This window comes from Streptomyces sp. JLYT201, assembly GCF_059448825.1.
This window is the reverse complement of record NZ_CM182551.1, coordinates 7,383,787-7,395,985: the sequence shown is the minus strand read 5'-3', so window position 1 is coordinate 7,395,985 and position 12,199 is coordinate 7,383,787. Positions and strand designations below refer to the sequence as shown.

Here is a 12,199-nt window from a genome sequence, read left to right as displayed (position 1 = left end):
TGGCGGGGTAGGACAGCGGCGCGGACCCGCCCGCCCGGCGGGACGGGCGGGCGGGCTCCGGCCGGAGCCGGGCGGTCTCAGCCGAGGCGGCGCGAGCGACGCCGGACGAGCGCGGCCCCGGAGAGGCCGAGCGCGACGGCGGCACCGGCGGCGGCCACCGAGGAGACCACGGTCACGGGACCGTCCGCGGACCCGGCTGCGGAAGCGGTCCTGCCCTCGGACCGGGGGGCGGCCGCAGGCTCGTCATAGCCTCCGGCCTTGCCGGACTTCGCGTACGCGGACCCCGGCAGCTTGTCCCCGTACGCCTTGTGCACCCGGCGCTGGTAGGCGGCGACCGTGGTGCCGTTCGCGCCAACGGCACGGATCGCGTCCCGGTCGAGCGGCAGGATCCGCTCTCCCTTCTGCACGTACCAGGCGTTGATCTGCGGCTCGATGAAGACGGTGCCTCCGGGGAGCTTGTCGGCGCCCACGCGTGCGTAGCGCGTCTCGTCGTTCCCGGTGGCGATGTTCACCACCTGCCAGGAGCCGGCCTGCCGGGCGGTCCACAGGGACGCCTTCTGGCCGTCGGAGGAGACCGCCTCGCTGGCGAGGAACTCCATGGCGGCGATCGGTGCGCCCTTCTTGCCCGCGACGAAGTCGGCCGCCAGGTAGTAGACGGGCACGGCCCGCTCCTCCGTCACGCGGGGCGCGGCCTTCGCCTTGCTGACGGCGCCGTCGCGGGCGAAGAACCGGGAGAGCGTGTCGAGGGTCTTCGGGGCCTTCGCCGCGTCGTGGGCGGCGCCCCGGGTGGCCTCGGAGGGGGCGGCGGGCGCGGGCGGCGCCGCCGGGCCGGAGTCCGCGGTGGCGTGCGGCGCCGCGAGCCCGAGCAGCAGCGCGGCGGCGGAACCGGCGAGCGTGGCCTTCAGGAGGCGGCCACGGGCGTAACGGCTCTCTACGGAGACGCGGGGCAGGTGACGGGTCATCGCGCTCACGCCCCTATCCGGTACAGCGAGTGGGTCCAGGAGAACGTGTTGTTGTCGATGTACCAGGAGTGCGACGCCCAGTTGTAGCGGTCGTTCGACGGCCACGGGTCGCCCCAGTAGACCCAGCTGTTGGCGGTGTCGTAGCCGTAGAGGGTGTGCATGTGGCCGCCGCCGTTGGACCACTGGATGCGGGTCTCGACGGGACGGTTGGCGTTGATCTCGGCCTGCACGGTGTCGTAGCGCAGCCAGCCGTTGACGTAGGAGCCGCGGTTGATGCCCATCCAGCCCAGGGCGGTCTGCACGTTGCCCAGGGTGGCCTGGTTGTTGGGGCACTCGGTGTTCTGGCTGCGGTTGAAGGCCGCGTTGCAGAACTGGTTCTGGGAGTAGTTCTTGCCCATGAAGGTGGCGATGGTGTTGCCCGCCGCCGCCCAGCACCAGTTGGTCTTCTGCTGAGCCTGCATGGTGAGGTTCAGGCGCTTGGCGGCGAGGGCGGACGGGGCGGCGGCGCGCTCACCGGCCGCGGAGGACGACACGGAGGACGTTGTGGAGCGCGGCGCGGCGGTGTCGTGCGGGGCCGCCGCGGCCGTGGCCGTCGGCACGGCCGCCAGGGCCGTCACGGCGACGGCGAGGGCGGAAAGCCGTCTCCGCCGACTGGAGTTGCTGGATCTGTGGTGCATCGCGGTCCTCCCGACCAGTGGGGGTTTGAGGTGGAGGAACGCGTCCGGACGCTGGATTGAGCATCAAGCCTTGTTGACTTCCGGTCAACACGCTTCAATGCGGGGTTAATGGAACCGTGAACAACAGCCCACCCCTGTGAACACCGGCCGTACGCTCACCTGGTCGCCCGCTCCGATCAGCGCGTACACACCCACGGTCTGTGTGAACGTTCACAGAAAGGACCCGCGGTGCGGCCCGCGCCCTCCCCCACGCATCCCCCCACCCGCCTGCCCGCCTCCCCCCTCGCGGACACCGTCCCCGCGGAGCTCGCCTCCGCCCTGCGCACCGGCCCCTTCCACGTCGCGCTGCGCGCGGCGATCGCCGCGCGCAGACTGCCCCTGCAACGCGTGCGCCACCACCTCGCGCGCCACGGCGTCAGCGTCGGGGTGACCAGCCTCAGCTACTGGCAGCAGGGCGCGCGCCGCCCGCAGCGCGCCGAGTCGCTGCGGGCCGTGCGCGCCCTGGAGGAGATACTCGACCTCCCCGAGGAGTCCCTGATCCGGCTGCTCGCCCGTACCGACGACTGTCCTGACGGCGAACGGCCCCCCGCCCGTTCGTACCGCTCCCTGGTGGAGGCCGCCGACGTCCTCCAGGCCCTCCTGGGCGAGTTGGAGTCCCCGCTCGACGGCGGCCTGCACACCGTCGGCCACCACGAGCGCGTCCGCATCGGCGCGGCGCGCGAGCTGCTCGGCCGCGACTCGGAGCACATCGTGCGCGCGCACCGGGACGGCGTGGACCGCTACGTCGCCATCCACCACGGCGACCCGGGCTGCGCGCCCGAGCGCACCCGGGTCCTCGCCCTGGACAACTGCCGCACCGGGCGCGTCCGCTGGCACCACGACACCGGCGTCCTGGTCGCCGAGCTGCTCTTCGACGTGCGCCTGCGCGCGGGCGAGACGCATATGTTCCGCTACGGCTTCGAGGACGGCACGGCCGGGGCGAGCGGCGAGTACTTCCGCGGCTTCAGCTTCGCGGGCGGCCAGTACGCCCTCCAGGTCCGCTTCGCCAAGGGCGCCCTGCCCGTGCGCTGCCACCGCTTCACCCAGCACTCGGCGGCCGCCCCGCGCGTGGGGCGCAGGGAACTCACGCTGACCGGCAGCCACCGGTCGGTGCACCTCGTGGAGCCGCAGGTGCGGGCCGGGATCGTCGGGATCGAGTGGGACTGGGAGTGAGGGCCCGGGGAACGGACAGGGGGCCCGGAGAGCGGGCGTGGAGTGAGCGCCCCGCCCGGGGCCCGGAGCCGTCTCAGGCCCCGGGGCCCGCCACGATCTTGCCGCCCGCCACCTTCACGGGCAGCTCCTCCAGGGGGGCCACCGCGGGCTCGTGCAGCACCTTGCCGTTCCTCGCGTCGAACTGGCTGCCGTGGCACTGACAGGTCAGCTTGCTGCCCTGGAGCTTGTGGATGGGGCACCGCGCGTGCGTGCAGATCGTGCTGAACGCCTTGTACTCGTCGTCCGCGATCCTGCTGACCACCACGTTGTGGTCGGTGTACAGCTTCGAGCCGCCCACGGCCACCTCGTCGGCCGCGCCCAGGTCCACCGGCTCGGTCGGCGCCGAGCGGCTGCCGTTGCCGTCCCCGGACGAGCAGGCCGTCAGACCGAGCCCGGCGACCGGGACGAGCGCGGCCGCGCGCAGCACGGCGCGACGGGCGTGAGGGGTGCCGGACATGAGGTCTCCACAGGTCAGGAGGGTTTGGCGACGGGGCAGACCCTACCGTTACGGACCTTCGTGACCGCGCCCGGCACGAACGTGACCGTGTCGGCCCCGGCCGTGCCCGAGTGCCGCCCGCCCCGGTCCGGCCGCCCGTACAGGCTCTAGCCTGTGCGCAAGCGGAGCGCGGGAAAGGAACCATCAGTGATAGTCGCCGCAGGTGAAGCCCTCATCGACCTCGTTCCGCAGGACGCCGGTCCGCCGCCGGACGCGGCCCTCGCCCCGCTCGCGCCCCGGCTCGGCGGCGGGCCCTTCAACACCGCGGTCGCGCTCGGCCGCCTCGGCTCCCCCGCCGGCTTCTGCTCCCGCGTCTCGCGCGACGCGTTCGGCGAGGCGCTGCTCGCGCGGCTGCGGACGGCTGGTGTCGACGTCTCGCTGGTGCAGCGCGGCACCGAGCCGACGACGCTGGCCCTGACCTCGATCGCCGCGGACGGCTCGGCGGGCTACTCCTTCTACGTCGACGGCACGGCCGACCGGCTCTTCGCCGCGCCCGCGCGCCTTCCCGACGGCGTACGGGCCATGACGTTCGGGACCTGCTCGATGGTCCTGGAGCCGGGCGCGAGCGCGTACGAGGAGCTGATGCGGCGCGCGGCGGCGCAGGGCGTGTTCACGGCCCTCGACCCCAACATCCGCGCCGGTCTCATCCCCGACGCGGACGCCTACCGCGCCCGCTTCAAGAGCTGGCTGCCGTCGGTGGCGCTCCTGAAGCTGTCGGAGGAGGACGCGCGCTGGCTGGGCGGCACGCCCCAGGAGTGGCTGGCGTCCGGGCCCGCCGCCGTCGTGGTCACGCGGGGCGGCGACGGTCTGTCGGTGCTCACGCGCGCGTGCGGGGAGGTCGACGTACCGGGCGTCCCCGTGGACGTCGTGGACACGATCGGCGCGGGCGACACGGTCAACGCGGCGCTGCTGCACTCCCTGGCCGCCCGGGACGCGCTGTCGGCGGACGCCGTGGCCGGGCTCGACGCCGACGCGTGGACGGACGTCCTGGGCTTCGCGGCGCGCGCGGCGGCCATGACCTGCTCACGCGCGGGCGCCGAGCCGCCGTACGCGGCGGAGGTGGACGGGTAACGAGTAGCCCGCCGAAACGGCTGACGCGTACCGACGCGTGGGTGGGCCGGTGTGGGCCTGTGGGTGCCGCGTGCCAGCGGGTGCCTGCGGAGGTGCGCGTGTTTGCGGGGCTAAGCGTGCCTGCGGGGGCGCGCGTGCCTGCGGGGGTGGCGGCTCAGCCGCTGACCGCGCGCAAGCCGCCCGGCTGGCGGCCGTTCAGCCGGTCGAGCGCGGCCGACGTGGCGTCGTCGGCCGGGAGGTGCACCAGGAGGCGCTGCCCGTCAACGTCGGGCAGGGCGAGCGACTCGTACGCGAGACGCAGGGTGCCCACCTGCGGATGGCTGAGGCGCTGCACGCCGCTGCGGCGCGGCACATCGGGCACGGCGTGGGCGCGGTCGGCGAACGGCGCTCCGGCGAGGACCGTCAACTCGTCCACGAGCTGCACCACATGCGGGTCGATCATCGGCGACTCGCTTCTGAGGTGGGCGATCTGCTCGTCGGCGACGCGCTCCCACTCGGGGAAGGCGGTGCGGGCCCTCTCGTCGGTGAAGACGAACCGCAGCAGGTTGGGCCGGTCGCCGTCGAGGAGCCCCAGCGGACGGGCGACGCGTTCGTACCCCGTGGTGTACGCGATGATGTCGCTGAGCCGGTTGAGCAGCACGGCCGGGGTGGGCTCCAGGCGGTCGACGACGGCCCGCACGGTCGGGCGCACCTCCCGGGCCGGGGGCGGGGCCGCCGAGCAGCACGGGTCGTCGGCGCCGCCGCTGGCCTTCTCCAGGCGGCGCAGGTGGATGCGCTCCTCGATGGTCAGGCGCAGCGTGTCCGCGAGCGCGCCGAGCACCTGCGCGGACGGGTTGCGGTCGCGGCCCTGTTCGAGGCGGGTGAGGTACTCGACGCTGATGCCCGCGAGCGTGGCGACCTCGGAACGGCGCAGTCCGGGGGTGCGCCGACGCGGCCCGCTCGGCAGGCCGACCTCCGTGGGAGTGACGGCTTCACGGCGTGTGCGCAGGAAGGCGCCCAACTCGTTGTCGCTCACTCCGCGAACGTACCAGGGGGATCCGCGGGTCGCGGGCCCGGATCGTGGCCCTGTCACTACCAGTCTCGGCCCGGCCTTCCTCCGCCTCGCGGCCCGCCCCACAGTGGTCGGCATGAGCTTCGAAACCACTGACGCGACCGTTGCCACCACCCCTCTTCCTCTGCCCGCGGGCCGCTGGGCCATCGATCCGTTCCACTCCGCGGTGAACTTCACGATCCGTCACCTGGGCATCTCCAAAGTGCGGGGCCGTTTCGCCGAGTTCGACGCGGAGCTCGTCGTGGGCGAGACCCTGGAGACCAGCTCCGTGACGTCCACGATCCAGCTGGCGTCGATCGACACCGGCAACGCGGACCGTGACGCGCACGTCCGCGCGTCCGACCTGCTCGACGTGGAGCGCCGCCCCACCATGACCTTCCGTTCCACTCGCCTTGAGGGCGCGGGTGAGGACTGGACGATGGCGGGCGAGCTGACCATCGGCGAGGTGACGCGCCCGGTGACGCTCGCCGTGGAGTTCGGCGGGCTCGGCGAGTTCGGCGAGGTCCGGCACGCCGGTTTCGAGGCGACGGGTGAGATCCGGCGCAGCGAGTACGGCCTGTCCTTCGCTCCCGGGATGCTCGGTGAGGTCGTCAAGATCCAGCTGGACATGCAGTTCCTGGAGCCCGGGAAGGCCGACGCGTAACCGGAGCCCGGGAAGGGCGGCACCCAGGCGGAGCGGCTGCCTGTCCGGTAGCCCTCGCTGTCCCTTTGCTCCCCTTGCCCGCTTCGCCGGCCCTGTTCGCGTTACTGACCCTGTTTGCATTGCCCGTACTGCCTGTACTGCCCGGGCTACTCGTCCTGCTCGTCCTGCCGGCAGTACGGCAGTACGAGTCCTCGGTCAGCTCTCTCCGAAGGCGCCGTGCCGTCCCGCTCCGGCGGTGAAACGGGCGGCGCCTTCGGCTGCTTCCGCGAGCGCGTGCAGGCCGTGCCGCAACTCGCCCGCCAGCGCCTGCTGTTCGGGCAGCCCGTGCTGTTCACGGACGGAGAGCCGGTCGTGCCGCAAACAGGTCTGCGGGAACGCGGCGATCTCGGCGGCCAGCCGCTCCGCTGCGGCACGGGCGGTGCCCTGCGGTACGACTCGACTGACGAGACCCATCCCGAGGGCCTCGGCGGCGTCCACGGGCCGGCCGGTGAGGATCAGGTCGAGGGCGCGGCCCTCGCCGACGATCCGGGGCAGGCGTACCGTCCCGCCGTCGATGAGCGGCACGCCCCAGCGGCGGCAGAACACGCCGAGCACCGCGTCGTCCTCGACGACCCGCAGATCGCACCAGAGGGCCAGCTCCAGGCCGCCCGCGACGGCGTGCCCCGAGATCGCGGCGATGACGGGCTTGGTGAGCGCGAGCCGAGTGGGCCCCATGGGGCCGTCGTGCGCGCCGTCCACCTCGGCGACGTCGTTGCTGTCCGGGGTGCCCATCGCCTTGAGGTCGGCGCCCGCGCAGAAGGTGCCGCCTTCGCCCCACAGGACGGCGACGGCCGCTTCCGGGTCGGCGTCGAAGGCGCGGAAGGCGTCGGCCAGGGCGTGGGCGGTGGGCCCGTCGACGGCGTTGCGCACGTCCGGGCGGGAGAGGACCACGGTGGTGACGGGTCCGCTCCGCTCGACACGGACGGCGGGCCCTGCGGGTGTGGACATGTCGTACGTCTCCCTGGTGGTCGTACGGGTCCGAGGACCGGGCCCGGTCCTGGCCGCCTCAGCCGATCACGGCGGCGTACCGTGCGACAAGGCGGGGGCGCGCCGTCCTTGCGGAGGGCGCGCCCCTGGTATGCGGCCGGGTCGCGCGGTCCGGACGCGGCCGGGTCGCGCGGTCCGGCTTCGCAGTGCCGCGTCCCGGGCCTCGCGGAGGAGGCGCGGCCGGGCTCTGCGGCCCGGCTCTGCGGTGCCGTGCCCGGGTTCCCGCCGCCCGGCCTCGCGGTCAGGCCTTGCGGCTCGCCGCCTTCTTCGCGGGTGCCTTCTTCGCGACCGCCTTCTTGGTGACGGTCTTCTTGGTGACGGTCTTCTTGGTTGTGGCCTTCTTGGCAGGGGCCTTCTTGGCGGTCGCCTTCTCGGTGGCGGCCTTGGTGGAGGCCTTGGCGGTGGAGGCCGTCGTCTTCTTCGCGGCGGCGGTCCTGGTCGTCCGGGCGGTCGCCGTCTTCTTCGCGGGGGCGGAGGTGGCCGCCACGGCCGCCTTCTTCCTCGTGCGCCGCGCCGGAGACGGACTCGCGTCGCTGATGCGGTCGGCGGCGACGATGTCCCGCAGGAACTTGCCCGTGTGGCTCGCGGGCACTCCGGCCACCTGCTCGGGGGTGCCTTCGGCGACGACGAGGCCGCCGCCGCTGCCGCCCTCGGGGCCCATGTCGACGACCCAGTCGGCCGTCTTGATCACGTCGAGGTTGTGCTCGATGACGATGACCGTGTTGCCCTTGTCGACCAGGCCGGACAGGACCTTGATGAGCTTGCTGATGTCCTCGAAGTGCAGACCGGTGGTCGGCTCGTCCAGGACGTAGACCGTGCGGCCCGTGGAGCGCTTCTGCAGCTCGCTCGCCAGCTTGACGCGCTGCGCCTCGCCTCCGGAGAGCGTGGGCGCGGACTGGCCGAGGCGGACATAGCCGAGGCCCACCTCGTGGAGGGTCTTCAGGTGGCGGGCGATGCCGGGGACCGCCTCGAAGAAGTCGAGCGCCTCCTCGATGGGCATGTCGAGGACCTCGGCGATGGACTTGCCCTTGTAGTGCACGTCGAGCGTCTCGCGGTTGTACCGCGCGCCGTGGCAGACCTCGCACGGGACGTACACGTCCGGGAGGAAGTTCATCTCGATCTTGATGGTGCCGTCGCCGGAGCAGTTCTCGCAGCGGCCGCCCTTCACGTTGAACGAGAAGCGGCCGGGGAGGTAGCCGCGGACCTTGGCCTCCGCGGTCTCCGCGAAGAGCTTGCGGACGTGGTCGAAGACGCCGGTGTACGTCGCCGGGTTCGACCGGGGGGTGCGGCCGATGGGCGACTGGTCGACGTGGACGACCTTGTCGACGAGGTCGTCGCCCTCCACGCGCGTGTGGCGGCCGGGGACGGACCTCGCGCCGTTCAGCTCGCGGGCGAGGTGGGTGTACAGGATGTCGTTCACGAGGGTCGACTTGCCGGAGCCGGAGACGCCCGTGACGGCCGTGAGCACACCGAGGGGGAAGGAGACGTCGATGTCCTGGAGGTTGTTCTCCCGGGCGCCGTGGACCGTGAGCTGACGGCTCGGGTCGGCGGGGCGGCGCACGTCGGGGACGGGGATCTCCTTCTTGCCCGACAGATACTGGCCCGTCATGGACTCGTCGTTGGCGAGCAGCTCCTTCAGGGAGCCACTGTGCACGACCTTGCCGCCGTGCTCGCCCGCGCCGGGGCCGATGTCGACGACCCAGTCGGCGACCTTGATGGTGTCCTCGTCGTGCTCGACCACGATCAGGGTGTTGCCCATGTCGCGCAGCCGGACCAGGGTCTCGATGAGCCGGTGGTTGTCCCGCTGGTGCAGGCCGATGGAGGGCTCGTCGAGGACGTAGAGCACGCCGACCAGGCCGGAGCCGATCTGGGTGGCCAGGCGGATGCGCTGGGCCTCGCCGCCGGAGAGGGTGCCCGCGGCGCGGTTGAGGGACAGATAGTCGAGGCCGACGTCGACGAGGAAGCGCAGCCGCTCGTTGACCTCCTTGAGGACGCGCTCGGCGATCTTCTTGTCGCGGGCGGTCAGCTTCAGCTGGGCGAGGAAGTCCGCGCAGTCGCTGATGGACATCGCGGAGACCTCGGCGATGGACCTGTCCATGACCGTGACGGCCAGGACGATCGGCTTCAGGCGCGTGCCCTCACAGGTGGGGCACGGCACCTCGCGCATATAGCCCTCGAAGCGCTCGCGGCTGGAGTCGCTCTCGGCCTCGGAGTGGCGCCGCTTGACGAAGGGGACGGCGCCTTCGAAGGCGGTGGTGTAGACCCGCTCGCGACCGTACCGGTTGCGGTAGCGGACTTCGATCTGGGTCTTGTGGCCGTACAGCAGGGCCTTCTTGGCGCGCTGCGGGAGGCCCGCCCAGGGCATGTCCATGGAGAAGCCGAGGGCGTCGGCGAGGGCTCCGACCAGACGGCCGAAGTAGTCCTTCGTGTGGCCGTGCGACCAGGGGTGGATGGCGCCCTCGGCGAGCGACTTCTCCTCGTCGGGGACGAGGAGCTCGGGGTCGACCTCCATGCGCGTGCCGATGCCGGTGCAGTCGGGGCAGGCGCCGAAGGGCGAGTTGAAGGAGAAGGAGCGGGGCTCCAGCTCCTCGAAGGACAGGTCGTCGTACGGGCAGTACAGGTGCTCCGAGTACATGCGCTCGCGCTCGGGGTCGTCCTCGGGGAGGTCGACGAAGTCGAGCACGACCATGCCTCCGGAGAGGCCGAGCGCGGTCTCCACGGAGTCGGTCAGGCGGCGCTTGGCGCTCTCCTTGACCGTGAGGCGGTCGACGACCACCTCGATGGTGTGCTTCTCCTGCTTCTTCAGCGTGGGGGGCTCGGAGAGCTGGATCGTGGCGCCGTCGACCCGGGCGCGGCTGTACCCCTTCGTCTGGAGGTCGGCGAAGAGGTCGACGAACTCGCCCTTGCGCTCGCGCACCAGCGGCGACAGGACCTGGAAGCGGCTGCCCTCGGGCAGCTCGAGGACCTTGTCGACGATGGCCTGCGGCGACTGGCGGCTGATCGGGCGGCGGCACTCGGGGCAGTGCGGCTTGCCGATGCGCGCGAACAGCAGGCGCAGATAGTCGTATACCTCGGTGATGGTGCCGACCGTCGAGCGCGGGTTGCGCGAGGTCGACTTCTGGTCGATGGAGACCGCGGGCGACAGGCCCTCGATGAAGTCGACGTCGGGCTTGTCCATCTGGCCGAGGAACTGGCGCGCGTACGACGAGAGGGACTCGACGTACCGGCGCTGGCCCTCGGCGAAGATCGTGTCGAACGCGAGCGAGGACTTGCCGGACCCGGACAGACCGGTGAAGACGATGAGGGAGTCACGCGGGAGGTCGAGCGAGACGTTCTTGAGATTGTGCTCGCGCGCGCCACGGACGATGAGACGGTCGGCCACGCCGGTCCGCACCTTTCTTGAGAGAAGTGACAGGGGCGGGGCCCCCGTCCTTCACAGACTAGGGCGACCCACTGACAATGCCGGGCCGGATCCTGTGGTTGGTGAAACCCGGACCATCAAGAGTGCCCGATGCTTCTGCCGAGCGTATAGCACGGACATTCGATTTGAGGGGGTGGTCCACCGCCTTCACCCGAACGTGTGGCGGGGCTATCGTCTGGCCCATGATTGATCATGTGCGCGACCTGGCGTCTGTACGTGACGCGACCGAAAGGCTGCTGAGCGCAGTCTCCTCATGGGACAACGCCGCGGCCGCCGAGCCGTCACGGCTTCCGGGCTGGAGCCGTGGCCACGTCCTCACCCACCTCGCGCGGAACGCCGACGCTTTGGTGAACGTTCTCGCAGGCCGCCCCATGTACACGAGCGCCGAGGCCCGCGACGGCGACATCGAGCGCGGCGCGCCGCGGCCCCTGGCCGAGCAGATCGAGGACCTGCGGCTCTCCGCGGCCCGCTTCCAGGACGAGGCCGACCGGCCCGCGGACTGGTCCCGGACGGTGGAGCTGCGCAACGGCGTCACGGACTCCGCGTCCCGGGTGCCGTTCCGGCGGTGGATCGAGATGGAGCTGCACCACGTGGACTTGGGCGTGGGGTACGAGCTGGAGGACCTTCCCGCCGACTTCGTGGAGCGCGAGATCGACTTCCTCACGGCCCGCTTCCTGGGGAAGGCCGACGTCCCCGCGACCCGTGTCACCGACGGCACGCGCGCGTGGAGCACGGGCCGTGCCCCGAAGAGCCCCGACAAGCCCGAGGTCACCGTCAGCGGCCCGGCACCCGCCCTGCTCGGCTGGCTGGCGGGCCGCCGCGACCCGGCGGAGCTCGCCGCCGCCCTGACCGTCGAAGGCGGTCCGCTCCCCTCCCTGCCGGCGCTCTAGGACGGATTAGGCTGACTTCCATGACGTACAGCGGAGCGGTGAAGGTCGGCGGACCCGCGGACGTGCACGAGTTGCGGGACCTGATGATCTCGAAGGTCGCGGTCGGGCCGATGAACAACAACGCCTACCTGCTGCGCTGTCGGGCCACCGACGAGCAGCTCCTGATCGACGCGGCGAACGAGCCCCGGACCCTGCTGACCCTGATCGGCGACGACGGCATCGCGGCCGTCGTCACCACCCACCAGCACGGCGACCACTGGCAGGCCCTGGAGGAGGTCGTCGGGGCGACGGGCGCGCGGACGTACGCGGGCCGCGAGGACGCCGAGGGCATCCCGGTGCCGACGCAGGTCCTCGTCGACGACGGCGACACGATCGAATTCGGCCGGATCTCGCTCACCGCGCGCCATCTCGTGGGCCACACGCCGGGCTCCATCGCCCTCGTCTACGACGACCCGCACGGCCATCCGCACGTCTTCACGGGCGACTGCCTCTTCCCCGGGGGCGTCGGCAACACGTGGAAGGACCCGGAGCGGTTCGCGAGCCTCATCGACGACGTCGAGACGAAGATCTTCGGCACGCTTCCGGACGAGACCTGGGTGTACCCCGGGCACGGCGACGACACGACGCTCGGCGCGGAGCGCCCGCACCTGCCGGAGTGGCGCGAGCGCGGCTGGTGAGCCGGTGGGCGGCGCCGGTTCCCCGGCGCCGCCG

The 12,199-nt window shown here is 72.2% G+C and carries 11 protein-coding genes; 5 read left to right on the top strand and 6 right to left on the bottom strand.

The features are described from left to right. Positions 1–77 precede the first annotated feature (77 nt). Both AC5WAM_RS31345 and AC5WAM_RS31340 read right to left on the bottom strand, forming a co-directional pair. Positions 78–962: a hypothetical protein gene (locus AC5WAM_RS31345; protein ID WP_495519591.1), complete on the bottom strand. Its 885-nt coding sequence runs from the start codon at positions 960–962 to the stop codon at positions 78–80. Between the two features lie 5 nt (positions 963–967). Continuing rightward, the gene (locus tag AC5WAM_RS31340; protein WP_366790638.1) at positions 968–1,639 is read right to left on the bottom strand and encodes a papain-like cysteine protease family protein; all 672 of its coding nucleotides are present in this window, start codon (positions 1,637–1,639) and stop codon (positions 968–970) included. A gap of 267 nt (positions 1,640–1,906) precedes the next feature. Between AC5WAM_RS31340 and AC5WAM_RS31335 the strand changes: the two genes are divergently transcribed. Beyond that, positions 1,907–2,851 carry a hypothetical protein gene (locus AC5WAM_RS31335; protein ID WP_495523681.1) on the top strand — a complete coding sequence of 315 codons (945 nt, stop codon included), beginning with the start codon at positions 1,907–1,909 and terminating at the stop codon, positions 2,849–2,851. 73 nt (positions 2,852–2,924) lie between these two features. Here the strand turns inward: AC5WAM_RS31335 and AC5WAM_RS31330 are convergent, their stop codons facing one another. After that, positions 2,925–3,347 (bottom strand): Rieske (2Fe-2S) protein, encoded by a 423-nt coding sequence (locus tag AC5WAM_RS31330; protein WP_366790640.1) that lies wholly within the window; start codon positions 3,345–3,347, stop codon positions 2,925–2,927. 186 nt (positions 3,348–3,533) lie between these two features. Here AC5WAM_RS31330 and AC5WAM_RS31325 point away from each other — a divergent pair, with 186 nt between their 5' ends. Further along, entirely contained in the window at positions 3,534–4,457 is a 924-nt protein-coding gene (locus AC5WAM_RS31325) for a carbohydrate kinase family protein (RefSeq protein WP_495519590.1), read from the top strand. 154 nt (positions 4,458–4,611) lie between these two features. On the opposite strand, the gene AC5WAM_RS31320 is transcribed toward AC5WAM_RS31325, so the two are convergent. Continuing rightward, a complete protein-coding gene (locus AC5WAM_RS31320) occupies positions 4,612–5,472 on the bottom strand; it encodes a helix-turn-helix domain-containing protein (protein ID WP_366790642.1) in 861 nt (286 codons plus the stop codon). A gap of 112 nt (positions 5,473–5,584) precedes the next feature. Between AC5WAM_RS31320 and AC5WAM_RS31315 the strand changes: the two genes are divergently transcribed. Next, entirely contained in the window at positions 5,585–6,151 is a 567-nt protein-coding gene (locus AC5WAM_RS31315) for a YceI family protein (protein ID WP_495519589.1), read from the top strand. Positions 6,152–6,346: 195 nt separating this feature from the next. Here AC5WAM_RS31315 and AC5WAM_RS31310 read toward each other — a convergent pair whose 3' ends face one another. Then, on the bottom strand, positions 6,347–7,138 hold the full coding sequence (locus tag AC5WAM_RS31310) for a crotonase/enoyl-CoA hydratase family protein (RefSeq protein WP_495519588.1): 792 nt from the start codon (positions 7,136–7,138) through the stop codon (positions 6,347–6,349). Between the two features lie 280 nt (positions 7,139–7,418). Further along, complete coding sequence (gene uvrA / locus AC5WAM_RS31305; protein ID WP_495519587.1) at positions 7,419–10,559, bottom strand: excinuclease ABC subunit UvrA; 3,141 nt, start codon at positions 10,557–10,559, stop codon at positions 7,419–7,421. A gap of 221 nt (positions 10,560–10,780) precedes the next feature. Between uvrA and AC5WAM_RS31300 the strand changes: the two genes are divergently transcribed. Further along, a complete protein-coding gene (locus AC5WAM_RS31300) occupies positions 10,781–11,488 on the top strand; it encodes a maleylpyruvate isomerase family mycothiol-dependent enzyme (RefSeq protein ID WP_495519586.1) in 708 nt (235 codons plus the stop codon). 20 nt (positions 11,489–11,508) lie between these two features. Further along, positions 11,509–12,165, top strand: coding sequence for an MBL fold metallo-hydrolase (locus AC5WAM_RS31295; protein ID WP_138959096.1), 657 nt, complete (start codon positions 11,509–11,511; stop codon positions 12,163–12,165). Positions 12,166–12,199: the final 34 nt, after the last annotated feature.

Bases quoted from the DNA above. Each gene is read 5' to 3' on its own strand.
- AC5WAM_RS31340 (WP_366790638.1), bottom strand. From the start codon at position 1,639: ATGCACCACAGATCCAGCAACTCCAGTCGGCGGAGACGGCTTTCCGCC.
- AC5WAM_RS31295 (WP_138959096.1), top strand. From the start codon at position 11,509: ATGACGTACAGCGGAGCGGTGAAGGTCGGCGGACCCGCGGACGTGCAC.
- AC5WAM_RS31330 (WP_366790640.1), bottom strand. From the start codon at position 3,347: ATGTCCGGCACCCCTCACGCCCGTCGCGCCGTGCTGCGCGCGGCCGCG.
- AC5WAM_RS31345 (WP_495519591.1), bottom strand. From the start codon at position 962: ATGACCCGTCACCTGCCCCGCGTCTCCGTAGAGAGCCGTTACGCCCGT.
- AC5WAM_RS31315 (WP_495519589.1), top strand. From the start codon at position 5,585: ATGAGCTTCGAAACCACTGACGCGACCGTTGCCACCACCCCTCTTCCT.
- AC5WAM_RS31310 (WP_495519588.1), bottom strand. From the start codon at position 7,138: ATGTCCACACCCGCAGGGCCCGCCGTCCGTGTCGAGCGGAGCGGACCC.
- AC5WAM_RS31300 (WP_495519586.1), top strand. From the start codon at position 10,781: ATGATTGATCATGTGCGCGACCTGGCGTCTGTACGTGACGCGACCGAA.